The 25,132-nt window shown below is 75.3% G+C and carries 24 protein-coding genes and 1 other RNA gene; 18 read left to right on the top strand and 7 right to left on the bottom strand.

Features of this window, described 5'->3' with window-relative positions; translation table 11 throughout:
- Positions 1-80: 80 nt before the first annotated feature.
- Both ACFVXN_RS15165 and ACFVXN_RS15160 read right to left on the bottom strand, forming a co-directional pair.
- A complete protein-coding gene (locus ACFVXN_RS15165; RefSeq protein ID WP_389234145.1) occupies positions 81-458 on the bottom strand; it encodes a roadblock/LC7 domain-containing protein in 378 nt (125 codons plus the stop codon).
- A 68-nt stretch (positions 459-526) separates the two neighbouring features.
- On the bottom strand, positions 527-892 hold the full coding sequence (locus ACFVXN_RS15160) for a hypothetical protein (protein WP_389234142.1): 366 nt from the start codon (positions 890-892) through the stop codon (positions 527-529).
- A gap of 219 nt (positions 893-1,111) precedes the next feature.
- Here ACFVXN_RS15160 and ffs point away from each other — a divergent pair.
- The 5 genes from ffs (at position 1,112) to ACFVXN_RS15135 (ending at position 6,655) form a co-directional block, all read left to right on the top strand.
- Positions 1,112-1,208, top strand: an RNA gene (gene ffs / locus ACFVXN_RS15155) — signal recognition particle sRNA small type.
- Positions 1,209-1,338: 130 nt separating this feature from the next.
- Complete coding sequence (locus tag ACFVXN_RS15150) at positions 1,339-2,061, top strand: ABC transporter ATP-binding protein (RefSeq protein ID WP_389234139.1); 723 nt, start codon at positions 1,339-1,341, stop codon at positions 2,059-2,061.
- On the top strand, positions 2,058-3,434 hold the full coding sequence (locus tag ACFVXN_RS15145; protein ID WP_389234136.1) for an FtsX-like permease family protein: 1,377 nt from the start codon (positions 2,058-2,060) through the stop codon (positions 3,432-3,434). Before ACFVXN_RS15150 ends, ACFVXN_RS15145 begins: the two co-directional genes overlap by 4 nt.
- A gap of 113 nt (positions 3,435-3,547) precedes the next feature.
- Positions 3,548-5,137: a protein kinase gene (locus ACFVXN_RS15140; RefSeq protein WP_389234133.1), complete on the top strand. Its 1,590-nt coding sequence runs from the start codon at positions 3,548-3,550 to the stop codon at positions 5,135-5,137.
- Positions 5,138-5,251: 114 nt separating this feature from the next.
- Entirely contained in the window at positions 5,252-6,655 is a 1,404-nt protein-coding gene (locus ACFVXN_RS15135) for an FAD-binding oxidoreductase (protein ID WP_389234130.1), read from the top strand.
- A 117-nt stretch (positions 6,656-6,772) separates the two neighbouring features.
- Here ACFVXN_RS15135 and ACFVXN_RS15130 read toward each other — a convergent pair whose 3' ends face one another.
- From ACFVXN_RS15130 to ACFVXN_RS15115, 4 genes are all read right to left on the bottom strand, one after another.
- Positions 6,773-7,372, bottom strand: a complete 600-nt coding sequence (locus ACFVXN_RS15130) for a methionine ABC transporter permease (RefSeq protein WP_389234840.1) — start codon at positions 7,370-7,372, stop codon at positions 6,773-6,775.
- A 59-nt stretch (positions 7,373-7,431) separates the two neighbouring features.
- A complete protein-coding gene (locus ACFVXN_RS15125) occupies positions 7,432-8,475 on the bottom strand; it encodes a methionine ABC transporter ATP-binding protein (RefSeq protein WP_389234127.1) in 1,044 nt (347 codons plus the stop codon).
- Positions 8,476-8,518: 43 nt separating this feature from the next.
- Positions 8,519-9,418 (bottom strand): MetQ/NlpA family ABC transporter substrate-binding protein, encoded by a 900-nt coding sequence (locus ACFVXN_RS15120; RefSeq protein ID WP_389234124.1) that lies wholly within the window; start codon positions 9,416-9,418, stop codon positions 8,519-8,521.
- Positions 9,419-9,946: 528 nt separating this feature from the next.
- Positions 9,947-10,861, bottom strand: a complete 915-nt coding sequence (locus ACFVXN_RS15115; protein ID WP_389234121.1) for a MetQ/NlpA family ABC transporter substrate-binding protein — start codon at positions 10,859-10,861, stop codon at positions 9,947-9,949.
- Positions 10,862-11,288: 427 nt separating this feature from the next.
- Here ACFVXN_RS15115 and ACFVXN_RS15110 point away from each other — a divergent pair, with 427 nt between their 5' ends.
- The 3 genes from ACFVXN_RS15110 to ACFVXN_RS15100 all read left to right on the top strand — a co-directional run bounded on the left by ACFVXN_RS15110 (position 11,289) and on the right by ACFVXN_RS15100 (position 15,265).
- A complete protein-coding gene (locus ACFVXN_RS15110; protein WP_389234118.1) occupies positions 11,289-13,925 on the top strand; it encodes a DNA polymerase III subunit gamma and tau in 2,637 nt (878 codons plus the stop codon).
- Positions 13,926-13,968: 43 nt separating this feature from the next.
- Positions 13,969-14,568, top strand: coding sequence for a recombination mediator RecR (gene recR / locus ACFVXN_RS15105; RefSeq protein WP_389234115.1), 600 nt, complete (start codon positions 13,969-13,971; stop codon positions 14,566-14,568).
- A 127-nt stretch (positions 14,569-14,695) separates the two neighbouring features.
- Entirely contained in the window at positions 14,696-15,265 is a 570-nt protein-coding gene (locus ACFVXN_RS15100; RefSeq protein ID WP_389234836.1) for a DUF5063 domain-containing protein, read from the top strand.
- A gap of 151 nt (positions 15,266-15,416) precedes the next feature.
- On the opposite strand, the gene ACFVXN_RS15095 is transcribed toward ACFVXN_RS15100, so the two are convergent.
- The gene (locus tag ACFVXN_RS15095; RefSeq protein WP_389234112.1) at positions 15,417-15,842 is read right to left on the bottom strand and encodes an organic hydroperoxide resistance protein; all 426 of its coding nucleotides are present in this window, start codon (positions 15,840-15,842) and stop codon (positions 15,417-15,419) included.
- Positions 15,843-15,949: 107 nt separating this feature from the next.
- Here ACFVXN_RS15095 and ACFVXN_RS15090 point away from each other — a divergent pair, with 107 nt between their 5' ends.
- The 10 genes from ACFVXN_RS15090 to ACFVXN_RS15045 all read left to right on the top strand — a co-directional run bounded on the left by ACFVXN_RS15090 (position 15,950) and on the right by ACFVXN_RS15045 (position 24,987).
- The gene (locus ACFVXN_RS15090) at positions 15,950-16,567 is read left to right on the top strand and encodes a TetR/AcrR family transcriptional regulator (RefSeq protein ID WP_389234109.1); all 618 of its coding nucleotides are present in this window, start codon (positions 15,950-15,952) and stop codon (positions 16,565-16,567) included.
- The gene (locus ACFVXN_RS15085; RefSeq protein WP_389234106.1) at positions 16,564-17,343 is read left to right on the top strand and encodes a sulfite exporter TauE/SafE family protein; all 780 of its coding nucleotides are present in this window, start codon (positions 16,564-16,566) and stop codon (positions 17,341-17,343) included. The genes ACFVXN_RS15090 and ACFVXN_RS15085 overlap by 4 nt, the downstream gene beginning before the upstream one ends.
- Positions 17,344-17,479: 136 nt before the next feature.
- Positions 17,480-18,757, top strand: coding sequence for an aspartate kinase (locus ACFVXN_RS15080; protein ID WP_389234103.1), 1,278 nt, complete (start codon positions 17,480-17,482; stop codon positions 18,755-18,757).
- Positions 18,754-19,824, top strand: a complete 1,071-nt coding sequence (locus tag ACFVXN_RS15075; RefSeq protein WP_389234100.1) for an aspartate-semialdehyde dehydrogenase — start codon at positions 18,754-18,756, stop codon at positions 19,822-19,824. Before ACFVXN_RS15080 ends, ACFVXN_RS15075 begins: the two co-directional genes overlap by 4 nt.
- A gap of 160 nt (positions 19,825-19,984) precedes the next feature.
- Positions 19,985-20,383 (top strand): GntR family transcriptional regulator, encoded by a 399-nt coding sequence (locus ACFVXN_RS15070; RefSeq protein ID WP_389234097.1) that lies wholly within the window; start codon positions 19,985-19,987, stop codon positions 20,381-20,383.
- Positions 20,380-21,288 (top strand): ABC transporter ATP-binding protein, encoded by a 909-nt coding sequence (locus tag ACFVXN_RS15065; protein WP_389234094.1) that lies wholly within the window; start codon positions 20,380-20,382, stop codon positions 21,286-21,288. Before ACFVXN_RS15070 ends, ACFVXN_RS15065 begins: the two co-directional genes overlap by 4 nt.
- Positions 21,285-22,076, top strand: a complete 792-nt coding sequence (locus tag ACFVXN_RS15060; protein ID WP_389234091.1) for a hypothetical protein — start codon at positions 21,285-21,287, stop codon at positions 22,074-22,076. Before ACFVXN_RS15065 ends, ACFVXN_RS15060 begins: the two co-directional genes overlap by 4 nt.
- Positions 22,077-22,101: 25 nt before the next feature.
- Positions 22,102-23,049, top strand: coding sequence for an ABC transporter ATP-binding protein (locus tag ACFVXN_RS15055; RefSeq protein ID WP_389234088.1), 948 nt, complete (start codon positions 22,102-22,104; stop codon positions 23,047-23,049).
- 1 nt (position 23,050) lies between these two features.
- Entirely contained in the window at positions 23,051-23,821 is a 771-nt protein-coding gene (locus ACFVXN_RS15050) for an ABC transporter permease (RefSeq protein ID WP_389234085.1), read from the top strand.
- A 62-nt stretch (positions 23,822-23,883) separates the two neighbouring features.
- Complete coding sequence (locus ACFVXN_RS15045; RefSeq protein WP_389234082.1) at positions 23,884-24,987, top strand: diguanylate cyclase domain-containing protein; 1,104 nt, start codon at positions 23,884-23,886, stop codon at positions 24,985-24,987.
- Positions 24,988-25,132: the final 145 nt, after the last annotated feature.

Below are 25,132 nucleotides of genomic sequence, written 5' to 3'. Positions count from 1 at the left end.
AGCCGGGGGCCTGCACCGAATCCGGCGCTGAGGGGGGCTGTCCGGGCGATCTCGGCGCCCCTCCCGGTCCCGCGCGCCGGTCAGACGACCGCACCGCCGTCGAGCGCGAGCAGCTGGTCGACCTGCGGGGTCATCGCGCGCTGCAGCAGCACGAGGTTCACCCCGGCGTCGACGACCACGGCCAGCGCGTACCGGTCGCCGACCGGTGTCGCGACGACGGCGCCGTCGTCGGTCCTGACCGTGAACGTCGCGAGGCCGGTGAGGTCGGCGCCGGCGGCGGTGTGGTGCGCCATCTCCATGCCCGCGATGACGAGGGACGCGAGGTGGTCGCGGGTGTCCTCGGGGCCGTCGTCGCTGAACGGCGTCCCGTCGCGCTGCACGAGCATCACGCGGCGGATGCCGGTGACGGCGTGCCGCAGGCTGGCGGCAGCCTGCTGCGCGTTCTGGCGGATGATCACGGGGTGTCGCTCTTCCTCGCTCGGACGGGCCGCACGTGCGGCGGTCGGGTCGTGCGGCGGTCGGGTCGTCAGATCGTCAGGTCGCGCTCGAGGTTGAGCAGCTGGCGGCGGGCCATCGCGAGGTTGGCGCGGCTGCGGTCCAGGGCCAGGTAGAGGAACAGGCCCTTGCCGTGCTCGCTCTGCAGCAGCCGGATCAGGTGCATCTGCGAGGACAGCGTGATGAGCATGTCCTCGATGCCGTCGGTGAGGCCGAGCGCCTGGAGGGTGCGCATCTTGGCGCGGACGACCTCGGTGTTGCCCGCCGCGGCGATGTCGATGTCGAGGCCCGAGCCCGCGGACCCGAGGGTCATCCCGCTGTCGTAGTCGACGAGCGCGACGGCGATCGCGCCCTCGATCGACATGGCGGCGGTGAGGGTCGAGTCGACGTTAGCCACGAGGAGCCTTTCGCAGGGGCGGCTCGTGGCCGCCGGGATGTCGGGGTGGCGCCGGTCGTCCGGTCGCACTGACCCGTATCGACAGGCGCGGCAGGCGTCTGAACGGCGCGGACGGGTGATCCGCGCCCCGAGCGAGCGATTTCCCCTGGTCGCGCGACCCGTGACCGGGACGGGCCCGTGGCCGTGCCGGACCGGTGCCGCCGCTGCGTTACGCTGGTCCCCGACCCCTCGTGCGGCGTCATCTCGCTGAACCCCCCCAGGGCCGGAAGGCAGCAAGGGCAGGTGAGCTCTGGCGGGTGTGCGGGGGGTCCTTCCGTGCCCGCACCCGGGCTCCCCCCACGGGCGGACGCCCCCGGTCCGGTCCACCCCCGGTCGCACGGCGTGACGCGCACGGACGCGACCGCGGGCCGACGCGCCGCCCGCGGGTCCCGGCGGACGCTGGTCGCATGAGCCAGCAGACCCCCGCCCCGCCACCGCCCGCCACCACCGCCCGCCTGTCCGCCCGTGGCCTGGTCAAGCGGTTCGGCCCGACCGTCGCGCTCGCGGGCGTCGACCTGGACGTCGCGGCCGGGGAGTCGGTCGCCGTGATGGGGCCGTCGGGCTCGGGCAAGTCGACGCTGCTGCACTGCCTGGCGGGCATCCTCGTGCCGGACTCCGGGACGGTGGCGCTGTCCGGCCGCGGGCTGCACGACCTGGACGAGCGCGCCCGCTCGCTGGTGCGGCGGCGGCAGTACGGGTTCGTGTTCCAGTTCGGGCAGCTGCTCGCCGAGCTGCCGGCGATCGAGAACGTCGCGCTCGCGCCGATGCTGCTCGGCACCCCGCGCAGGGAGGCCACGGAGCTGGCGGGCCGGTGGCTGGCGTCGCTCGGGCTGGCGGGGATGGAGCAGCGTCGTCCCGGCGAGCTGTCCGGCGGCCAGGCGCAGCGGGTCGCGGTGGCGCGTGCGCTCATCACCGGGCCGGAGGTCGTGTTCGCGGACGAGCCGACGGGCGCCCTCGACCAGGCGACCGGCGCCGAGGTGATGCGGGTGCTCACGGAGACGACCCGGCTCGCGGGCGCGTCCCTGGTGGTGGTGACGCACGACGCCGGGGTCGCCGCGTGGTGCCACCGGCGGATCGAGGTCCGGGACGGCCGGGTCGTCGCCGACGTCCGCACGGGCGGTGCGCGGTGAGGGCGGTCCTGGCCCTCGCCCCGGGGCTGCGCCGGGCGGGCGGGCGCGACGGGCGGCTGATCACCGGGCTCGCGGTGGCGGCGTTCGCGGTGATGACCGCGCTGACCCTGTCGGTGGTCGGCGGACTGCTGGGGTTCCTCGGCCGCGCGGACGCGCCGGTGGGGGCGTACCAGCGGGAGAACGCCGAGTTCTACGTGATCCTCGCGTGGATCGCCGTCGTGCTGCTGGTGGTGCCGCTGGTGACGCTCGGGGGGTCGGCGGCGCGCCTCGGCGTGGCCCGGCGCGACGCCCGGCTGTCCACGCTGCGCCTGCTGGGGGTGACCCCGCGCGAGGTGGTGGCGCTGACGGTCGTCGAGACCGCGTGGCAGGGACTGGTCGGGGCGCTCGCGGGGATGGTCGGCTACGCCGTGCTGCTGCCGGTGTGGACCCGGGTGCCGTTCCAGGGCAGCACGTTCTCGGTCGCGGAGCTGTGGGTCGGCTGGCCGGTGCTGCTCGCGGCGTGCGTCGTCGTGCCGCTGCTCGCCGTGGTCAGCGGGGTCGTGTCGCTGCGTCGGGTGGTCGTCTCCCCGCTCGGGGTGGCGCGCCGGCACACGCCGCCGGCGATGCGGGCCGTGCGGGCGGTCGTCGCGGTCGCGGCGATGGGGACGTTCATGGTGGTGACCGCGGCGCTCGGGGCGTTCGGGGCCGCGGCCGCGGCGTTCGGCGTCGGGTCGCTGGCGCTCGGGTTCGGCGCGCTGAACCTGATCGGCCCGTGGGTGCTCGGGCTGCTCGGCCGGTGGCGTGCGCGCCTGGCGCGGACCCCCGCGCAGCTGCTCGCGGCCCGGCGGCTCGTCGACGACCCCCGCGCGATCTGGCGCGTGGTCGGCGGGCTCGGGCTGGCGGGGTTCGTCGCGGGGGCGCTCGCGGTGATCCCCACGATCACGTCGGCGACCATGCCGCAGGACGCGACCGCCGCCGAGCGCGCGGCCGCGCAGACCCTGTCCGGCGACCTGATGCGCGGCGCGCTGCTGACGCTGACGATCACGTTCCTGGTGGCGGCGGCGTCGGCGGGGATCACCCAGGCCGCGTCCGTGCTGGACCGGCGGCGCGAGTACGCGCTGCAGGTGCTGGCGGGCACGCCGGCGGAGCTGCTCGACTCGGTGCGCCGCCGCGAGGTGCTGGTGCCGATGCTCACCGTGGGCGTCGGGTCGGCGGCCGCCGCGGTGGTGATGATGTCGCCGGTGCTGGGGTTCGCCGGGGTGACGGACCCGTCGGGTCTGCTGCTGCTGGTCGGCTGCCTGGCGGGAGGCTGCCTGCTGGTGCTGGGGGCCACGGAGTCCAGCCGTCCGCTGCTGCGGTCGGTGCTGGCGCAGACGCAGGTGCGGCCGGACTGACCCGCCCGGGGCGCCGCACCCGTCGGGGTGAAGTCGGGCACGCCGGGTCGTCTCGACGCGCGGAACCCGCCCACCCCGGTGATCCTGGAGGCTCGTCGTCCAGGAGGTCCAGCGTGAGCGAGCAGCCCGAGGTGGCGACCGCGCCCGCGTTCGGCACCCCGCCCGGCCACGGACCCCGGCCGCGGGACGTCCCGCTCCCCGAGGGGACCGTCCTGGGCGACCGGTACCTGCTCGCGGAGCGGCTCGGCCAGGGCGGGATGGCCGAGGTCTACCGCGCCGACGACCGCGTCCTCGGGCGCGAGGTGGCCGTCAAGGTGTTCCACCCGTCCGCCGCGGGCCAGGCCGGTGACGCCCGGCACCGCGCGGAGATGCGCCTGCTCGCCCGCCTGAACCACCCCGGTCTGGTCACGATGCTCGACGCCGGCACCACCGAGCTCCCCGACGGCGAGCTGCAGGACTTCCTGGTAATGGAGCTGGTCCGCGGACCGTCGCTCGCGGAGCGCATCGCCGCCGGCCCGATGCCCGTCGAGGACGCGGCGCTCGTCACCCTGCACGTGGCCGAGGCGCTCGCGTACATCCACGACCAGGGCGTGGTGCACCGGGACGTGAAGCCCGCGAACATCCTCATGCCGGCGCAGGACCTGTCCGGCACCGCCGGGCCGTGGACCAAGCTCGCGGACTTCGGCATCGCCCGCGCGCGGTCCGACGAGTCGCTGACCACCACCGGCGAGCTGCTGGGCACCCCCCCGTACCTCAGCCCCGAGCAGGCGATCGGCGGCCGGCTCACCGCCGAGTCCGACGTCTACGCGCTCGGGCTCGTGCTCGTCGAGTGCCTGACGGGCGAGCGCGCGTTCCCCGGCGACGCCCTGACCTCGGCGGTGGCGCGCCTGCACCAGCCCGTGCCCGTCCCGGAGCGGTTCGGCGCGCGGTGGGCGGAGCTCGTCGGCGCGATGACCGCGCTGGACCCGCTCGACCGGCTGACCGCCGCCGGCGCGGCGGAGGAGCTGCGTGCGCTGCTGCGGCCCGGCGCCGTCGGGCTCGGGCCGGCCGTGGGTGGGGTCGGGGCAGCGACGGTGCCGGTGCCGGTTCCCGCGTCGGTGCCCGTCGGCACGGTGGCGCTGCCCGCCGCCGCGCTGCCGCCGGTCGCGCTGCCCGCAGCCGGGACCCGGGCCGACGCGCCGACCACCCGCCGCGATCTGCGTCCGGCGCGGCGCGACCACACCCGCCGCCGGGGCGCGCGGGTAGCCGTCGTGGCGGTCGCCGCCGTGGGCGTCATGGCCGTCGTGCTGGGCGTCGGCGCGGCCCTCGGGCAGGACGCCCCGCAGGCCGGTCCCACCGTGGCCACCGACCCGACCACCGGCTCCACGACCGCCGAGACGCCGACCACCGGGGAGCCCGTCGAGCAGCAGGTGGCCGACCTCGGCACCGCGCAGGAGCCCGCCACCGAGGAGCCCGCAGCCGGGGAGACGTCCGTGGAGCCCGTCGTGGCGGAGGTCGCGCCCGCGGCCGAGCCGGAGCCCGCGGGCGACCCTGCTCCTGCCGACGGCGCGGCGACCGGGCAGGCCGGTCCCGCAGCGAACGCGAACGAGCGGGCGCACGCGAACGCGGCCGAGCGCGCCGCGCAGGGCAGCGGCACGGGCGCGGACCCGGGCACCGGCCCTGCTGCCGGTCCCGGCAAGGGCAAGGGCAAGGACAAGGGCTGACGCGGCGCCTCGTCCGCTGAGACGCCACCGCCGACCCCCGCCGCGCGGGGCTACGGTGCGCGGGCGTGCCCGGAGCCGCCGGGCCGACCCGACCGAGGAGCGCCTGAGGCCGCCGTGACCGCCGAGACCCCCGCCGACCTCCCCGCCGACCTGCTCGCCGACCTCGCCGCGGCGCTGCCGCCCGAGGCGCTGGTCACCGACGTCGCCGCGCTGCGGGCCCGGGGCCAGGACGGGTCCGCGACGCCGCCCACCGGCGACGCGCTCGCGCTCGTCCTGCCGTCGACCACCGCCGAGGTCTCCGCCGTCCTTCGGGTCGCGCACGCCCACGGCGCGCCGGTCGTCCCGCAGGGGTCGCTCAGCGGGCTGGCGGGCGGCGCCAACGCGGTCCCCGGCGCGATCCTGCTCTCGACCGCCCGGATGACGGCGATCCGTCGCATCGACCCCGTCGACCAGGTCGCCGTCGTGCAGCCCGGCGTCATCACGAAGGACCTCGTCGACGCGGTCGCGGCCCGCGGGCTGTTCTACCCGCCCGACCCGGCGTCGTACGCCCTCAGCACGATCGGCGGCAACATCGCCACCAACGCCGGCGGGATGCGGTGCGTGAAGTACGGCGTGACCCGGGACTTCGTGCGGGCGCTGGAGGTCGTGCTGGCGGACGGCACCGTGATCCGCACCGCCCCGGGGACCGTCAAGGCCGTCGCCGGGCTGGACCTCACCGGGCTCGTGGTCGGGTCGGAGGGGACGCTCGCCGTCGTCACGGAGGCGACGCTCGGGCTGCTGCCCGCGCCCGGCCCGGACCGCGGGGTGTGCGCGACGTTCGCCTCGGTGGCCGACGCCCTGGACGCCGCGAACGCGATCGTCGCGAGCCCGCACCGGCCCTCCACGCTGGAGCTGCTGGACGACGTGGTGCTCGCCGCCCTCGCCGCGTACGACCCCGGGGCGGGGCTGCCCGTCGGGGCCCGGGCGATGCTGCTGGTCATCACCGACGAGCCGGGCGCCCGGGGTGTCGAGGACGTCGCGGCGTACGCGGCGGTCGCCCGGGACCACGGGGCCGTGCGCGTGGACGAGGCGCACGACCCCGAGCGGCTGCACGCCCTGATGCGCGCCCGCCGCTCGTTCAACCAGGCGATGCGCGCGGTCCGCGGCGGCAGCGTCAACGAGGACGTCGCGGTGCCGCGCACCCGGCTCCCGGAGCTGCTGGCACGGCTGGCGGACGTCGCCGCGGCCGTGGGGCTGCCGATCGGCACCGGCGGCCACGTCGGCGACGGGAACCTGCACCCGGTGATCGCGTACGACCCGGCGGACCCCGCGCAGGTCGCGGCCGCGGCCGACGCGCACGGGCGGATCCTCGCGCTCGCGGTGGAGCTCGGCGGCACGGTCACGGGCGAGCACGGCATCGGCACCGAGAAGCGCGCGGCCCTCCGCGGCGAGCTGGGAGACCGCGTCCTGTCGATCCAGCAGGCCATCAAGGCGGCCCTGGACCCGAAACGAATCCTCAACCCCGGCAAAAAGCTCTAGCTCCCCCTCCCTCCCCCCCGAGCCGGGCTCGAGGTCGAGGGTCTTGTTCGAGATCGCGGGCTGAAACCCTCGACCTCGCGCGAAACCCTCGACCTCGACCTCGCGCCCGGGTCCGGGTCAGCGGCGCAGGACGCGGCGGGCCAGGAAGTTGCCGAGGAACTGGGCCAGCTGGACCATGACCACGATCACCGCGACGGCGGTCCACGTGACCACGTCGTTGAACCGCTGGTAGCCGTACACGATCGCGAAGTCGCCGAGGCCGCCGGCCCCGATCGCGCCCGCGACCGCCGTCATGTCGACGATGCCGACGAACAGGAACGTGAACCCGAGGATCAGCGGGCCCAGGGTCTCGGGCACGATGACGGTCGCGATGATCCGCAGCGGCCCGGCGCCCATCGCGCGCGCCGCCTCGACGACGCCCGGGTCGAGGGCGACGAGGTTCTGCTCCACGATCCGCGAGGTCGCGAACGTCGCCATGATCGCCAGCGCAGGGATCGCCGCCTCGACGCCGTACGACGCGTTGGTGAGCGCCTGGGTCAGCGGCCGGACGGCGGTGATGAAGATGATGAACGGGATCGGCCGGACGATGTTGACCAGCACGTTCAGGACGAAGAACACCGGGCGGTTCGCCAGGATGCTGCCCTTGCGGGTCACGTAGAGCGCGATGCCGAGGACGAGCCCGGCCAGACCGCCGATCGCCAGGGCGGCGATCGCCATCTGCAGGGTCTCGCCGAGCGCCTGCCAGAGCTCGGGCCAGAGGCTGGTGCCGTTGCTGTTCACGCGGAGACCTCCTCGGCCGTGTGGTCGATGACCTCGGTGTGCGCGCGCAGGTCGGCCAGCAGCGCCTCGACTGCGGCGTCCGGGCCGGTGAGCGCGAACGTGAGCGAGCCGAGCGGCCGCGACCCGACCTCGGTGATCCCGCCGAACACCACGGAGCCGTCGACACCGTGGGCCTGCAGGCGCTCGGTGATCTGGATGCCGGGCTCGCCGGCGACCTCCCGGATGGCGACCGTGACCAGCCGCCCCGGATGCCGCTCGCGCAGCCGGGCGACCACGTCGGGCCGCGGCCGGTCGTGCAGCGCGGCGCCGATGAACCGCCGGGTGACGTGCTGCTCGGGCTGGGCGAACACGTCGTAGACGTCCCCGGACTCGACGACCTTGCCGTCCTCCATCACCGCGACCCGGTTGCACAGGTACGAGACGACGGACATCTCGTGGGTGATGACGACGATCGTGATGCCGAGCTCGCGGTTGATCCGCTGCAGCAGGTCGAGGACGTCCTTGGTCGTCTCGGGGTCGAGGGCGCTGGTGGCCTCGTCGGCGAGCAGCAGGGCGGGGGAGGTCGCGAGCGCGCGGGCGATGCCGACGCGCTGCTTCTGCCCGCCGGACAGCTGGTCGGGGTACTGCTTGGCCTTGTCGGACAGCCCGACGAACTCCAGCAGCTCCGCGACCCGCTTCCGGCGGTCCTCCCGCGACCACTTCGCGACCCGCAGCGGGTACGCGACGTTGGCCGCGACGGTGCGGGACCGCAGCAGGTTGAACTGCTGGAAGATGAAGCCGATCCCGGCCCGGGCGGGGCGCAGGCCGCGCTCGTTCAGGCCGGTCAGGTCGACGCCGTCGACGACGACCTGACCGGAGGTCGGCAGCTCGAGCGCGTTGATGAGCCGCACGAGGGTGCTCTTGCCGGCACCGGAGTAGCCGATCACGCCGAACACGTCGCCGCGCTCGATGTCGAGGGAGACGCCGTCGACGGCGCGGACGGGCCCGGAGGAGCCGTCGAACACCTTGGTGACGTCGCGCAGGGAGACCATCGCGGTCATCGGTTCACCGTCCTGGGTGGGGTGGTGGGAGGGGGGACGTGGCTCAGGCGTTGTCGGCGACCAGGGTCTGCAGCTCGTCGAGGCTGGTCTGCAGCTCCTCGGGCGTCAGGTTCTGCTCGACGGCGGTGCCCTGGTTCTCCTCGAGCAGCTGCCCGATGACCTCGTCGCGGTGGTAGATCTCGATGAGCTGCGCGTACACCGGGTTGTCGGCGTCCTCGGCGCGGGCGACCCAGATGTTCACGTACGGGCGGGCCGTGTCCGTGTCCTCGAGGTCGGAGTAGATCGCCGTGGTCGGGTCGATGCCCGCGTCGGCGGCGAAGTTGTTGTTCACCACGGCGCCGTCGAGGTCCTGCAGCTGGATCGCGGTCTGGTTGGCGTCGACGGGGACGACCTTCACCCGCGAGGCGGCCTCGTCGATCTCGGCGGGCGACGACAGCGCGTTGCCGCCGTCCTTCAGCTCGATGAGCCCGGCGGACTGGAGCACGAGCAGCGCGCGCGCCTGGTTGGTCGGGTCGTTCGGGATCGCGATCTCGCCGCCGTCGGGGATGTCGTCCGGCGTCGCGTAGCCCTGGGTCGTGTAGAGGCCGAGCTGGTAGATCACGGTGCTGCCGATGGGCGCGAGGTCGTCGCCGGCGCTCTCGTTGTAGTTCGCGAGGAACAGCAGGTGCTGGAACTGGTTGAGCTCGAGCTGGCCCTCGGACAGGACCGGGTTGGGCTGCTGGTAGTCGGTGAAGTTCACGAGCTCGACCTCGATGCCCTCCTCGGCGGCGAGATCCGTGAACGTCGTCCAGTACTCCTTGCTGATGTCGGTGACGCCCACGCGCACCGTCACCGGGTCGTCCGTGCTGGCGGCCGTGGGGGCGGCGGCGGGCCCGCCCGACGAGCAGGCGGCGAGCGCCGCGACGGTGAGGGCGGCGAACGCGGCGGTCAGGGTGCGCTTCATGGGGGAGTGCCTTCCAGGTGCGGTCCGTGTCGGGACCGGTGGTGCGGGCGGTGACGGGTGGCGCGGCGAGGGGCGCGGCGCCGGGGCCGACCGGCGGGGGTCCGGGCCCGTGCGACGTGCGTCGGGGGTCCGGGGGTGCGCCCCACCCGCGGGCCGGCCGCGCGGGGCGCGGGCGGCGTCAGGGACGGGGGCGGGTTCCGCCGGGGGTGGCCGAGCTGCGTGGGAGCAGCGTCAGCACATTCGGAGACGACAGCACAGGAGACCGCGGCACGACCCGTCGAGGGCGCGCACGGACGGCGCGCGGCGCTCGGAGGCGGCGTGGGTGCTCACAGCAGGACTCCTGTCCCGGGAGGGGGCGGACGGCGGCGACAGTAGCACCCGGCTGCGACGGCCCGTCCGGCGGTCTCACGGCTCCACGAGCGGGTGCCGCGCTCCACGGTCCCACCCTCGCGAGGGCCCCGCCAGCGCGGCCGACGGCGCCGGCCCCCGCGGAGGGGCCGGCGCCGTCGGTGGCGTGCGGGTCGTGGATCAGGCGCCGGAGGTGCGCACCAGCTCCTCGAGGTCCGCGAGGTCGGACTGCAGCTCCTCCGCGGGGACGTCCTCGACCACGGCGGTGCCGCCGTTCTCCTCCAGGAGCTGGTCGGTGACCGCCTTCGAGTGGTAGATCTCGATGAGCTGCGCGAACACCGGGTTGTCGGCGTCCTCGGCCCGGGCGACCCAGAGGTTCAGGTACGGGCGGGCCGTGTCCGTGTCCTGCAGGTCGGAGTAGATCGCCGTGGTCGGGTCGATGCCCGCGTCGGTGGCGAAGTTGTTGTTGATGACGGCGCCGTCCAGGCTCTGCAGCTGCACGGCGGTCTGGTTGGCGTCCACGGGGACGACCTTCACGCGCGAGGCGGCCTCGTCGATCTCGGCCGGGGTCGAGAACGCGTTGCCGCCGCCGGCCAGCTCGATCAGCCCGGCGGACTGGAGCACCAGGAGCGCACGCGCCTGGTTCACGACGTCGTTCGGGATGGCGATCTCCGCCCCGTCCGGGACGTCCTCCGGGGAGGCGTAGCCCTTGGTGGTGTAGAGGCCGAGCTGGTAGATCGCGGTCGAGCCGATCGGCTGCAGGTCGTCGTCGGACGCCACGTTGTAGTTGGCCAGGTACAGCAGGTGCTGGAACTGGTTCAGCTCGAGGTCGCCGGAGCTGAGGATCGGGTTCGGCTGGGCGTAGTCGGTGAAGTTCACCAGCTCGACCTCGATCCCCTCCTCGGCGGCGAGGTCCGTGAACGTCGTCCAGTACTCCTGGGCCTTGTCGGTGACGCCGACCCGGACGGTGACGGGGTTGTCGGCGTCGGCGGGCGCGGTGGCGTCGCCCGCGGAGGTGCTGCCGCCGGACGCGCACGCGGCGAGGGACGCGGTGGCGGCGATCGCGGCGATCCAGGCGGTCAGTCTGCGCTTCATGGGGGGAGTGCCTCTCGGGGGGTGCGAATCCCGGCGGGGTGCCGGGGAGCGGGTGGGGTGGGACGTGCGGGTGTGCGGCGCGGGCCGCACCGGTGGCGCCCGGCGCCGTGCGGCCGCGGGTGCGGCGGGTCGGCGCGGGCGGCGGCGGTCGGACCGGCGGGCGGGCGGCCGTGGGCCACCTCGTCGTCGCGGGAGGGTCAGACCGCGGGGGTACAGCGACAGGCGACCAGGGTCACGGCGGGGCGCGCGGTGCGGTGGTGCATCGGTCGGCCTCCTCCCGTGCGGCGGTCCGCCGGACCCGGTCGGTCGGCGCTGTGCGGGGAACCTAGCGCATTCGTCTCGGTTGATGGAACGCGACGTCCACTTGGTGAGACGGGGTGTCCCGGGACCGTCCCGCGGTGTGGGTGTCCCCCTCTACAGTTCTGGGGTGACGACAGCCCTGTACCGCCGCTACCGGCCCGAGACCTTCGCCGAGGTCGTCGGGCAGGACCACGTCACCGCGCCGCTCCGGCAGGCGCTGCGCAGCGGGCAGACCAACCACGCGTACCTGTTCTCCGGCCCCCGCGGCTGCGGCAAGACGACCTCCGCCCGGATCCTCGCGCGCTGCCTGAACTGCGCCGAGGGCCCGACCGACACCCCCTGCGGGCGCTGCGCGTCCTGCGTCGAGCTCGCCCGCGGCGGCCCCGGCAGCCTCGACGTCGTCGAGATCGACGCGGCCAGCCACGGCGGCGTCGACGACGCCCGCGACCTGCGCGAGCGCGCCACCTTCGCCCCCGCGCGCGACCGGTACAAGGTGTTCATCCTCGACGAGGCGCACATGGTCTCGCCGCAGGGCTTCAACGCGCTGCTCAAGATCGTCGAGGAGCCGCCGGAGCACGTGAAGTTCATCTTCGCGACCACGGAGCCCGACAAGGTCATCGGCACCATCCGCTCCCGGACCCACCACTACCCGTTCCGGCTCGTGCCGCCGGACGTGATGGTCGGCTACCTCGAGCAGCTGTGCACCGCCGAGGGCGTGCAGGTCGGCTCCGGCGTGCTGCCGCTCGTCGTCCGCGCCGGCGGCGGGTCCGTCCGCGACTCCCTCTCGGTGCTCGACCAGCTCATCGCCGGGTCCGGGCCCGAGGGCCTCGGGTACGAGGACGCCGTCGCGCTGCTCGGGTACACCCACGCCTCCCTGCTGGACGACCTGGTCGAGGCGGTCGCCGCCCGCGACGGCGCCAGCGCGTTCCGGGTCGTCGAGCGCGTCATCTCCACCGGCCACGAGCCCCGCCGGTTCGTCGAGGACCTGCTGGAGCGGCTGCGCGACCTCATCGTGCTCGCGGCCTCCGGCGACGCCGCCGCGGCCGTGCTCCGCGACGTGCCCGGCGACCAGATGACCCGGATGCAGACCCAGGCCCGCCAGCTCGGCGCCGCGGAGCTCTCCCGGTCCGCCGACCTCGTCAACGCCGCGCTGTCCGAGATGACCGGCGCGACCTCCCCCCGGCTGCACCTCGAGCTGCTGATGGCCCGGCTGCTGCTGCCCGCCCTGGACGACACCGCCGCCGGCATCGGGGCGCGCCTCGACCGGCTCGAGCGCGAGGGCGTGCGCGGGGCGACCGGCGGGACGGCACCCGCGGCCGCGGCCGCCGTGACCCCGGCGCCCCCGGTGCCCGCGCCCGCGACGCCCGTCGAGCGGGTCGCGGTGGTGACACCGGCGGTGGCGGCGCCCGCCGTGTCGACGCCCGCCGTGGCGGCGCCTGCCCCGCCCGTGCCGCCCGCGCCGGTCGCCGCCGACGAGCCCGAGCTCGCCGAGCCCGGGTCGCCCGAGCCCGGCCTCGTGGCGCCGGCGCCTGAGCACGCCCCCGAGGCCGGCGAGCCCGACGCCGAGCCCGTCGACGACGCCGAGCCCGCCGCCGCTGCGCCCGCCCCGGTCGCGCCCTCCGAGCCCACCGAGCCCGTCGTCGCCCCGCACGACGTCCCGACCGCGGAGCCGCAGGCCACGGTCGAGCGCCCCGGCGGCACGCCCGGCGGCGGCGACACCGAGGTGCTGCGTCGTCGCTGGCCGGAGGTCCTCGAGACCCTGGGCCGGCTGAAGAAGACCACGTGGGTGCTGATCAGCCAGAACGCCCAGGTCGTCGAGCTCGACGCGACCACCCTCAAGCTCGGGTTCGCCGCCCCCGGCCTGGCGTCGGCGTTCCGCGGCGGCTCGCACGCGGACCTCGTCCAGCAGGCGGTCCGGGAGACGCTGGGCTTCACCGTCAAGGTCGAGCCGGTGCTCGTGGGCCAGGGCGCCGACGCGTCCGCCGCGCCGCGCGGTGGCGCACCGACCGCCCCCGCGGCGCGCACCGGTGCGCCCAGCGCCGCCGAGGCCGCCGCGTCGTGGGACGCCCCGGCCGCGCGCCCGACGCCGGTGCCCAGCAGCACGGCCGAGGCCGCGCGGGCGCCGCAGGGCGGTTCCGGCCCCGGGGCCGCCGTGGCGGTCGACGCGTCGCCCGACGAGGACCCCGAGGCGGCCGTCGATCCCTGGAGCACCGCCGAGGTCGTCGGCGTCGTGGCCCCGGCCCGCCGTCCGGACGCCCCCGCCGCCCCGACGGACGCCGGGCCCGACGCGTCGGCGCCCGGCACGTCCACGTCCGGCGCGTCGACCGACCCCGCTCCCGGCCGCCCCGGGAGCCCTGCCCGGGGCGCGGCCGACCCCGCCCCCGCCGCCCGCGCGACGTCCGCCGTCCCGCCGCCGTGGGACGTCCCCGAGGGCGACGTCCCTGGCGCGCCGGAGCCGCCGCCGGACGACGACTGGGCCGCCGTCGAGCCGCCCACCCCGGACGGCCCGCCCGAGCCCGCCGGTGGCGCGTCGCGCTCCGGTGCTGGTCCGGCCGCCCGTCCGAGCGGTGCCGACCGGGTCCGTGCCGCCGCGCGCGCGGGTGCGTCCGCCGCGCCGAGCGCCCCCGCCCGCAACCGGTGGGCCGACGACGAGCCGTCGATGGACGACCCCGACATCGGGGCGAACGGCCTGGCCGGCGTGCCGCTGGTCGTGCAGATGCTGAGCGCCACCGTGGTCGAGGAGCTCGTCGACGAGGGCTTCTGACGCGCCTGCCGGCTGAACGGGCCGGGGGCCGTACCCTGGACAGGTGTACGAAGGCGCGGTCCAGGACCTGATCGACGAGCTCGGGCGGCTGCCCGGCGTCGGTCCCAAGAGCGCGCAGCGGATCGCGTTCCACCTCCTCGCGGCGGACGCGACGGACGTGCGGCGCCTCGTCGACGCGTTGACCGAGGTCAAGGCCCGCGTGAAGTTCTGCACGGTGTGCGGCAACGTGTCCGAGGAGGACCTCTGCCGGATCTGCCGCGACCCGCGCCGGTCGGCGGCGGTGATCTGCGTGGTCGAGGAGCCGAAGGACGTCGTCGCGATCGAGCGCACGCGGGAGTTCCGCGGGAAGTACCACGTGCTCGGCGGCGCCATCAACCCGATCGCGGGCATCGGCCCGGACGACCTGCGCATCAAGGACCTGCTGACCCGGCTCGCGGACGGCACCGTCACCGAGGTGATCCTGGCGACGGACCCGAACGTCGAGGGCGAGGCGACCGCGACGTACCTCGCGCGCCTGCTGGTGCCGATGGGGCTGACGATCAGCCGCCTGGCGTCGGGCCTGCCGGTCGGCGGCGACCTGGAGTATGCCGACGAGGTCACGCTCGGCCGGGCGTTCGAGGGTCGGCGCCGCATCAGCGCCTGACCGTCCGCGCAGGTCAGGGCGTCGCGACAGGCTCCGGCGGGCGTCGCGCGAGCCTGCGGTGCACGATGGCGGCGTGACCGGCGCCGACGACCTCCCGCAGCAGCCGAGCCCGCCCCGGGTGGACGACCTGGCGCTGGACCCGGAGTCCGCGGACCTGCGCGGGGTCGCCGACTCGGTGGCCCGCGAGTGCCGCGCGTACCTGACGACGGTCACGGAGGTCGGTGCCGGGAGCAACCCGGACGCCGCGATCCCGCTGCTGCTGCTCGCGGTGTCGGACGTGCTGGCCGTGGGGGCGCGGCTCGGCGCGATCGTCGACGTGGTGCCCAGCGAGCGCTACGAGCCGGACGTCGGGCCCGACCCGGACGTCGACCCGCTGCGGGTGGCGCTCGGCCGGGTGCTCGAGGGCGTCGACGAGTACGCCGAGGTCGTCGACCCGGTGCTGGGCGGGGAGGTCGCGACGGCGACGCTGTCCGGGGACCTGGTCGCGGTCGCCGGCGCGCTGGTGCAGGGGTTGCGGCACTACGACCGGGGCCACGTCCTCGAGGCCCTGTGGTGGTGGCAGTTCTCGTACCTGTCGAGCTGGGGCGAGCGGGCGTCGAGCGTCCTGCGCACCCTGCAGACCCTCCTGGCCCACCTCCGCCTCGACGTCGAGGACGACGTGGCGGCCGAGGCGGAGTACGACGCCCTCCACCCCTGACCCACCCACGCATCCCACCCGCGCACCCCACCCGCGCACCCCACCCGCGAGGGCGGCAGGGACACCACGAGGGCGTACTCCGCGGAGTACGCCCTCGTGGTGTCTCGTGCGCCCTCCCGGCCAGAGCGCGGCCGGCAAGGGGGGGCGGGGGTCAGGCGACGGTGGTCTCCAGGACCACGTCGATGTTGCCGCGGGTGACGTTGGAGTAGGGGCAGACCTCGTGGGCGCGGGCGACGAGGGCCTCGGCGGTGGCCTGGTCGACGCCGCCGATCTCGACGTGCAGCGTGGAGGTCAGCGTGAACGCGCCGCCCTCGACGGGGACGATGCCGATGTCGGCGACGACGGCGCTGTCCTGGATCGCGGTCTTCTGCGCGGCGGCGACCGACTTGAGTGCGGAGTGGAAGCACGCGGCCCACCCGGCGGCGAACAGCTGCTCGGGGTTGGTGCCGCCGCCGGCGCCGCCCATCTCGGTCGGGATGGCGAGCGTCACGTCCAGGACGCCGTCGCTGCTGGTGACCTGGCCGCCGCGGCGACCCTCACCGGTCGAGGTGGCGGTGGCGGTGTAGATGGCGCTCATGAGTCCTCCGAGAGGTAGACGAACTAGTACGTCTACACTAGCCGAGTCCGCGCGCGTCCGTGCCAGACTGGCGGCCGTCGACCACGTCACACCCCAGGAGGACCCGCATGCCGACCACCGTCGAGGCCGCCCCCCGGCCCGCCGGCGCCGCCGCGCGGATCCTCGACGCCGCCTCCCGGCTGTTCTACGCGGACGGGATCCGGGCCGTGAGCGCGGACCGCGTGATCGCGGCGGCCGAGGTCAGCAAGGTGACGTTCTACCGGCACTACCCGACCAAGGACGCGCTCGTCGTGGCGTACCTCGGAGCCGTGGACGCGGCGGAGCGCGCGGCGCTCGACGTCGTCCGCGCCGAGCACCCCGGGGACCCCGGGGCCGTGCTGCGCGGGTACGCCGACGCGCTCGGGCGGCAGTCGTGCACGGCCGGGTTCCGGGGCTGCCCGTTCATCAACGCGGCCGCCGAGTACGCCGACCCCGCGCACCCGGTCCGCCTCGTCGTCGCCGAGCACCGGCGCTGGATGGTCGGGGCCGCGGCGGACCTGCTCGCGGACCTGGACGTCCCCGACGCCACCGCCGTGGCCGAGGACCTGGTCATGCTCCGGGACGGCGCGATGGTCGCGGGGTACGTCGGCGGGCAGGAGCGCGCCCGGGTGGTCACCGCGACGCTGCAGCACGCGGGCGCGGCGATCGTCGCCGCCCACCGCGCGACCGGCACCGCCGGCGCGTGACCCTCTCCGGCCTGGACCTGTCGCTCGGCACCGTCCTGCTGCTCGTCCTCGCGGGGTTCGCCGCGGGCTGGGTGGACGCGGTGGTCGGCGGCGGCGGCCTGGTGCAGCTGCCCGCGCTGCTGCTGGTCCCGGGGATCAGCCCGGTGCAGGCGCTCGCGACGAACAAGCTCGCCGGCATCCTCGGCACCTCGGTCAGCGCCGCGACGTACTACCGCCGCGTCCAGCCGGACCTGCGGACCGCGGGACCGATGGCGGCGGCGGCCCTCGCCGGTGCGGGGGGTGGTGCGGCGCTCGCGTCGCTGCTGCCCGAGGACGTGTTCGTGCCGGTGATCCTGGTCGCGCTGGTCGCGGTCGCCGGCTACACGGTCGCGCGCCCGCAGGTCGGCCGGGCCACGGAGCTGCGCTGGCAGGGCCGCACGCACCTGCTGGTCGCGCTCGGGCTCGGCGTCGTCATCGGCGGCTACGACGGCCTGCTCGGCCCGGGCACCGGCTCGTTCCTGGTGATCGCGCTGGTCGGGGTGCTGGGCTACGCGTTCCTCGAGGCCTCCGCGCAGGCGAAGATCGTCAACGTCGCGACGAACCTGGGCGCGCTGGTCGTGTTCGCGGTGCAGGGGGCGCCGCTGTGGCTGCTCGGGCTGCTGATGGGGGCCGCGAACGTGCTCGGCGCGTACCTGGGCGCGCGGACCGCGGTGGCGCGGGGCAGCGGGTTCGTGCGAGTGGTGTTCCTCGTGGTGGTGGCGGTGCTGATCGTGCGCCTGGGGTGGCAGCTGCTCTGAGCCGGCGCGCGTGCCCGGGCGGCGGTCCCGCCATGCGGGCGGACCCGGGGTCGCCGCGTGCCCGCGTCCTAGACTTCGCCCCGACCCCGCGGGTCGCCGCGCGCGACCGCACCCCGCACCCGGAAAGCTCCCTCTCGTGGCCCTCATCGTGCAGAAGTACGGCGGTTCCTCGGTCGCTGACGCCGACAGCATCAAGCGCGTCGCGAAGCGGATCGCGGAGGCGAAGCGCGCGGGCGACTCGGTGGTCGTGGTGGTCTCGGCGATGGGCGACACGACGGACGAGCTCATCGACCTCGCGCAGCAGATGACGCCGCTGCCGCCGTCGCGGGAGATGGACATCCTCCTGACCGCGGGCGAGCGGATCTCGATGTCGCTGCTCGCGATGGCGATCTCCAGCCTCGGCGTGGACGCGCAGTCGTTCACCGGCCAGCAGGCGGGGGTCATCACCGACTCGGTGCACGGCCGCGCGCGGATCATCGACGTGACGCCGGGCCGCATCCAGCAGGCCGTCGAGGGCGGCGCGGTCGCGATCGTGGCCGGGTTCCAGGGCGTCACGCAGAGCACGAACGACGTGACGACGCTGGGCCGCGGCGGCTCGGACACGACGGCGGTGGCGCTGGCCGCCGCGCTGGGCGCCGACGTCTGCGAGATCTACACGGACGTCGACGGCGTGTTCACCGCCGACCCGCGGATCGTCCCGACGGCCCGCAAGATCGACCGGATCAGCTACGACGAGATGCTGGAGATGGCGGCGAGCGGCGCGAAGGTGCTGATGCTGCGCTGCGTCGAGTACGCCCGGCGGTACGCGGTGCCCGTGCACGTGCGCTCGTCGTTCTCCGCCCACACGGGCACCCTGGTCACGGACGCCACCGAGGAAGTCGAAGGAGCACCGATGGAGCAGCCGATCATCGCCGGCGTCGCGCACGACCGCAGCGAGGCCAAGATCACGATCGTCGACGTCCCGGACGTGCCCGGCAAGGCCGCGCGCATCTTCGAGGTCGTCGCGGGGTCGGGCGTGAACCTCGACATGATCGTGCAGAACGTCTCGGTGGCCTCGACCGGCCGGACGGACATCTCGTTCACCCTGCCCGCCGCCGACGGCGCCGCCGCGACCGCCGCGCTGACCGAGCACCAGCCGGACATCGGCTTCGGCTCGCTGCAGTACGACGACACGATCGGCAAGCTCTCGCTGATCGGCGCGGGGATGAAGTCGCACCCGGGCGTCTCGGCCCGGCTGTTCGCCGCGCTGTCGGACGCGGGCATCAACATCGAGATGATCTCGACCTCCGAGATCCGCATCTCGGTCGTCACCCGCGCCGACCAGCTCGACGAGGCCGTGCGCGCGGTGCACACGGCGTTCGACCTGGACAGCGCCGACGGGCAGGCCGTGGTCTACGGGGGGTCGGGACGATGAGCGAGCAGCACGCGCGCGGCCTGCGGGTCGGCGTCGTCGGGGCCACCGGCCAGGTCGGTGCCGTGATGCGCCGCCTGCTCGAGGAGCGCGACTTCCCGGTCGCGGAGATCCGCTACTTCGCCTCGGCGCGGTCCGCGGGCACGACCCTGCCCTGGCGGGGCCGGGACGTCGTGGTCGAGGACGCGGAGACCGCCGACCCGACCGGGTTGGACATCGCCCTGTTCTCCGCGGGCGGCGCGACCTCGAAGGCGCAGGCCCCGCGGTTCGCGGCGGCCGGCGCGGTGGTCGTCGACAACTCGTCCGCGTGGCGGATGGACCCGGACGTCCCGCTGGTCGTGTCCGAGGTGAACCCCGGCGCCCTGGACGAGGTGCGCAAGGGCATCGTCGCGAACCCGAACTGCACGACGATGGCCGCGATGCCGGTCCTGCGGGTGCTGCACGAGGAGGCCGGGCTGCGTCGGCTGGTCGTGTCGACCTACCAGGCGGTGTCCGGCAGCGGGCTCGCGGGCGCGCGCGAGCTCGACGACCAGGTCCGCGCGGCGGTCGGCCAGGACACGCTCGGCCTGGTGCACGACGGCTCGGCGGTGACGTTCCCGGCACCGGTGAAGTACGTCGCCCCGATCGCGTTCAACGTGATCCCGCTGGCCGGCAACCTCGTCGACGACGGCTCGCTGGAGACCGACGAGGAGCAGAAGCTCCGCAACGAGTCCCGCAAGATCCTCGGGCTGCCGGACCTGCTGGTCTCCGGGACCTGCGTGCGGGTGCCGGTGTTCACGGGCCACTCGCTGTCGGTCAACGCGGAGTTCGACCGGCCGATCACGCCGGAGCGCGCGCAGGAGCTGCTGGCCGGGGCCCCGGGCGTGCGGCTCGCCGACGTGCCGACCCCGCAGGAGGCCGCGGGCGCGGACCCGTCGCTGGTGGGCCGGATCCGGCAGGACGAGGGCGCGCCCGAGGGGCGTGGCCTGGCGCTGTTCATCTCGAACGACAACCTCCGCAAGGGCGCGGCGCTGAACGCCGTGCAGGTCGCGGAGCTGCTCGCCGAGCGGCTGGGTGCCGCCACCGCCTGATCCGCGCAGCGCGCCACGCCGCACCACGCCGAGCCCGGGACCGTCACGGTCCCGGGCTCGCGCGCGTCCGGGGGTCTTGCGCGGTACGAGGCTCTGTGGTTCATTAGTGGAGTAATGAACCACAGAAGCCCACGGGCACCCGCACGAGAGGAGGTCACCCGTGTTCGACGGCCGTGACCCCATCTACGTGCAGATCGCCGACCAGATCCGCCAGGACGTCCTGCGGGGCGACCTCCAGCCCGAGGAGCAGGTGATGAGCACCACGCAGTACGCCACCACCTTCCGCATCAACCCCGCCACCGCGGCCAAGGCGTTCGCGCAGCTCGTGGACGACGGCATCCTCTACAAGCGCCGCGGCGTCGGGATGTTCGTCGCGGCGGGCGCGCCCGACCGGCTGCGCGCCGAGGGTCGCGAGTCGTTCTTCGCGGACGTCGTCGACCCGGTCGCCGACCAGGCCCGCGCGCTCGGCATCCCGCTCGAGGACGTCGTCGCCCGGCTGCGCGCCCGGACCGCCCGCGCGACCACCACCACCACCGAGGCCGAGGGGGCCGCGTCATGAACCCGCTGGGTGTGGAGGTGCGCGGCCTGACCGTGCGCTACGGCCGGACGACCGCGCTCGACTCCGTCGACCTCACGTTCCCCGCCGGCGCGATCACCGGCCTGCTGGGCCGCAACGGCTCCGGCAAGACGACCCTCGCGTCCGTGGTCGCCGCGTTCCGTCGCCCGACGTCGGGCACGGTGCTGGTCGGCGGCGAGGACCCGTGGGAGAACGAGGACGTGGTCCCGCGGGTGCTGCTGGTCCGGGAGTCGGGCGACGTGCTCGACACCGAGAGCCTGCGCACCAACCTGCGGTACACCGAGGACTGCCGGCCGCAGTTCTCCCGCGAGGTGGCCGAGCGGCTGATGGACCGGTTCGAGCTGGACCCGACCCGCAAGCCGCAGAAGCTGTCCCGCGGCCAGAAGTCCGCGTTCGGCATCGCCCTCGCGGTCGCCACCCGCGCGGACCTGACGATCCTCGACGAGGTGCACCTCGGCCTCGACGCCCCCACGCGGTACGCGTTCTACGACGCGCTGATCGAGGACTACATCGCCCACCCGCGCACGATCGTGCTGTCCAGCCACCTGATCGGCGAGGTCGAGCGGCTGCTCGAGCACGTCGTCGTGCTGGACCACGGCCGGGTGCTGCTCGCCCAGGAGACCGACGCGGTCACCGCGCGCGGCATCGCGGTGACCGGGCCGACGCGCGAGGTCGAGCGGTTCGTCGTCGGCCGGACCGTGCTCAGCCGCCAGCAGCTCGGCGGCACCGCCCAGGCGACGGTGCTGGCGACCCTCGACGACGGCGAGGCCGCCGACGCGCGGGCCGCCGGGCTCGAGATCGGCCCCGTGCCGCTGCAGGACCTGTTCGTGCACCTGACCGCCGACGGCGCCGCCGACGCGGCCCGCGAGATGGGGAGGGCCTCATGAGCACCACGACCACCGAGCGCGGCCGCACGGCCCTGTTCCCCGCCCGCCCGGTCCGTCGGCAGGGGCCGGTGCTGCGGACCGCGGTGTCGCTGCTGTCCTGGTTCTGGGCCGTCGCCCTCTGGTACTGGGCGATCGTCCTGGTCATCGTGATCGGCGTGCCGTTCCTGGTGCGCGCCGTCGCGGGCGACGTGGACGTGTCGATCCTGTGGCACGCGCGGCAGAGCGGGATCTGGTTCCCGTTCTCGGTGCTGATCGGCGTCGCCACCACGTACCCGGCGGTGCACGTCGCCAACGGGATGACCCGCCGCAGCTACGCCCGGGGGGCGCTGGTCGCCGTCGTGGTCAGCGCGGTGGCGTTCGCCCTCATCATGTCCGGTGGCCTGCTCGCCGAGCGGGCCTGGTACGACGCGATGGGGTGGAGCTGGCGCCTGCAGGACGGCTGGTTCGCGCCCGGCGACGGCGGCATCCTCGGGGTGCTCGTCGCCTACCTCGCGACGTTCCTGGTCTCGTACCTCAGCGGCCTGCTGGTGGGGACCGTGTACCTGAGCGCCGGCGGCTGGTGGGGCACCCTCACCCTGCCGCTCACCGTGGGGCCGATCGTGCTGCTGATGATCCTGGTCGACAACCCGTACGACTGGGTGCCGTACTCGCACCTGTTCGGCACGGCGGCCGACGGCGGGACGCCGCTCGCGCTGATCGCCACCGTCGCCGCCGTCCTGTCCCTGGCCCTGGCCGCCGCGTTCTGGGCCCTCGCGACGCGGTGGTCCGTCCCGCCGCGCCGCGGCTGATCCGCGCACCGACGAGGAGGACCCGATGACCACGCACGACGACGACGCGGTGATCCGGGTCGAGCACCTGAGCAAGCGGTACGGCAGCACGGTCGCCGTGGCCGACGTCAGCCTGACGGTCGCCCGCGGGGAGATCGTGGGCGTCCTCGGCCGCAACGGCGCCGGCAAGACCACGACCGTCGAGATGATCGCCGGGCTGCGGGAGCGCGACGGCGGCGCGGTCACCGTGCTCGGCCTCGACCCGCAGCGGGACGGCGGCGCGCTGCGCGACCGGGTCGGGCTCCAGCTCCAGGAGAGCGCGCTGCCCGCCCGGATCACCGTCCGGGAGGCCGTCGAGGAGTACGCCGGGTTCTACGACGACCCCGCCGACCCCGACCGGCTGCTGCACGACCTCGGGCTGGTCGACAAGGCCGGCACCCGGTACGCCGCGCTGTCGGGCGGCCAGAAGCAGCGGCTGTCCATCGCGCTCGCCCTCGTCGGCAACCCGGAGATCGCGATCCTGGACGAGCTCACCACCGGCCTCGACCCGCAGGCCCGGCGGGACACCTGGGACGTCGTCGAGGGGGTGCGCGCCCGTGGGGTCACGGTCGTCCTGGTCACGCACTTCATGGAGGAGGCCGAGCGCCTCTGCGACCGGGTGGTCCTGATCGACGCCGGTCGGGTCGTCGCCGAGGGGACGCCCGCCGAGGTGGCCGCCCGGGTCGGCGCGGAGCAGACGCTCGTCTTCCGGCCGTCCGCGCCGGTGGACCTCGCGGCGCTGGCCGCCCTCGGCCCCGTGGCGACCGCGCAGGCCCGGCCGGACGGCGCGGTCGAGGTCCGCGGCACCGGCAACGTCGTGCAGGACGTGATGGTCGCGCTCGCCGCGGCCGGGGTGCGCCCCGACGACCTGCACGTGCACCGCAGCACGCTCGAGGACGCGTTCGTCCGCCTGACCGGCGCCGATGCCGACGCCCCGCTCCCCGTGGAGGTCTGACATGTCCGCCACCAGTGCCCGCACGCTCGCCCGGGTCACCGCCGTCGAGGGGCGGCTCGCGCTGCGCGACCCGTCGAACTTCTTCTTCGCGGTGCTCTTCCCGCCCGTGCTGCTGACCGTCCTCGGACTGCTGATGCCGTGGGGGTCGATGCCGTTCAGCGAGGACGACCCGCTGCTGTCGCAGATCAACGGCATCACCGGGTACACCCCCGTCGTGCTGGCGCTCGCGATCGGCACGGTCGCGCTGTCGTCGTACCCGATCACGATCGCCACCTACCGCGGCCAGGGCGTGCTGCGCCGGCTGTCGACGACGCCGCTGCCGCCGTCCCGGCTGCTGATCGCGCAGATCGCCGTGAACGTCGTCGCGCTGCTCGTCGCGGCCGCGCTGACGCTCGCCCTCGGGATGCTGGTCGTGGACGTGGCCGCCCCGCGGGACCCCGGCGTCGCGCTGCTGGCGTTCCTGCTGTGCGCGACCGCGACGTTCGGCCTCGGCTCGCTGATCGCGGCGAGGGCGCCCACCGCGGGCTCGGCCACCGGGTTCGGCATGACCGCGTACTTCGTGTCGCTGTTCTTCGCCGGGGTCTGGCTGCCGCTGCCGATCATGCCGGACGTCATCCAGCAGATCGCCGCGTGGACCCCGCTCGGTGCGGGCTCGCAGGCGATGCTGGACGCGTGGGTCGGGGCCGGCGTCCCCACCCGCGAGCTGCTGGTGCTGGCGGGCTGGACCGTCGTGCTCGTGCCGCTGTCGGCGAGGATCTTCCGCTGGCGCTGACCGGACGCGCAGATGACGTGAGAGTTCTGCGGGAGGGCTGAAGGAACCGGGACCTTCGGCCGATGACAACGGGTATGGACGCCGCCCGGGACGACTCACCCCGCGCCGGCGACGGTGCGCCCGACGGGCCGCCGGTCGTCGTGCGGCTCGCCGCGCGCGTCCCGGCGTGGGCCCGGGTCGGCGGGGAGGCGGCGACGGCGGGCCGGGTGCTGCTGGTGTTCAGCGGTGCGGTCCTGGTCGTCGGCGCGGTCGCCCTCGGCGTCGACGCCCACGAGGCGCGCGTGCTGCTCGGCACCGTGGGCGCGCTCGCGGCCGCGGTCGTCCTCAGCCTCCGCCGGCGCGGCCCCCGGTCACCCCGGGCGACCGTCGCGTACCCCGTCGGCGTGCTCGTGCTGCTCGGCGTGCTGGCGCTCACCACGACCGGCACCGCCAGCGCGTTCATCGGCCTGATCCCGCTGTGCTTCGTCTACCTCGGGCTGTTCCACCACGGCCGCACCGCGCTGGCCGTGCTCCCGGTCGCGTGGGCCGCGTACCTCGCGATCCTGCCGGTGTTCGACGCCGCCTCGTGGATCCGGCTGGGCGTGTACGGCATGACCTGGTGGGCGATCGCGCAGACCCTCGCGGTGACCACCGCGTACCAGCGGTCCCTGCGCCGCCGGCTCTACGCCGACGCCCGCACCGACCAGCTCACCTCGCTGGCGAACCGCCGCGACCTGGACGAGCGGCTCGCCGAGGCCGTCCCGGGCGACACCGTCGTGATCGCCGACCTCGACCACTTCAAGCGCGTCAACGACACCCTCGGCCACGCCGCCGGCGACGTCGTCCTCGAGCGGTTCGGCCACGCGATCGCCCAGCACCTGCGCCGGCGCGACTACGCCGCCCGCTACGGCGGCGAGGAGTTCGTGCTGATCCTGCCGCGCACCGAGCCCGTCCAGGCGGTGAACGTGCTGCGGGCGCTGCGGACCGAGTGGGCCGAGGAGGGGCACGGGGTCACGTTCTCCGCCGGGATCGCGCTCATCACCGAGGGCACGCCGCCCGGCAGCGCCCTGGCCGCCGCCGACGTCGCCCTGTACCGGGCCAAGAACGCGGGTCGCGACCGGTCCCGGATCGCCACCGAGCGGATCGTCCCCCGCCCCCGCGCGCAGGCCCCCGCCGCGGGGCCGTGACCCCGCCCGACCCCGCCCGACCCCACCCCACCCCGCCCCGACGCCCCCGCCCCTGACCCCCACCCGCACCTGCACCTGCACCCGACGAGAGGTCACGACACGCGGGTCGCCGGCTGCGTCGGCCAGCGGGTCGTGACCTCTCGTA

The sequence above is a fragment of the Cellulomonas sp. NPDC058312 genome (assembly GCF_042880135.1).
Classification (GTDB): Bacteria; Actinomycetota; Actinomycetes; order Actinomycetales; family Cellulomonadaceae; genus Cellulomonas.
Note: the sequence above shows the minus strand (reverse complement) of the source record. Positions and strands in the feature narration are given on the sequence as shown.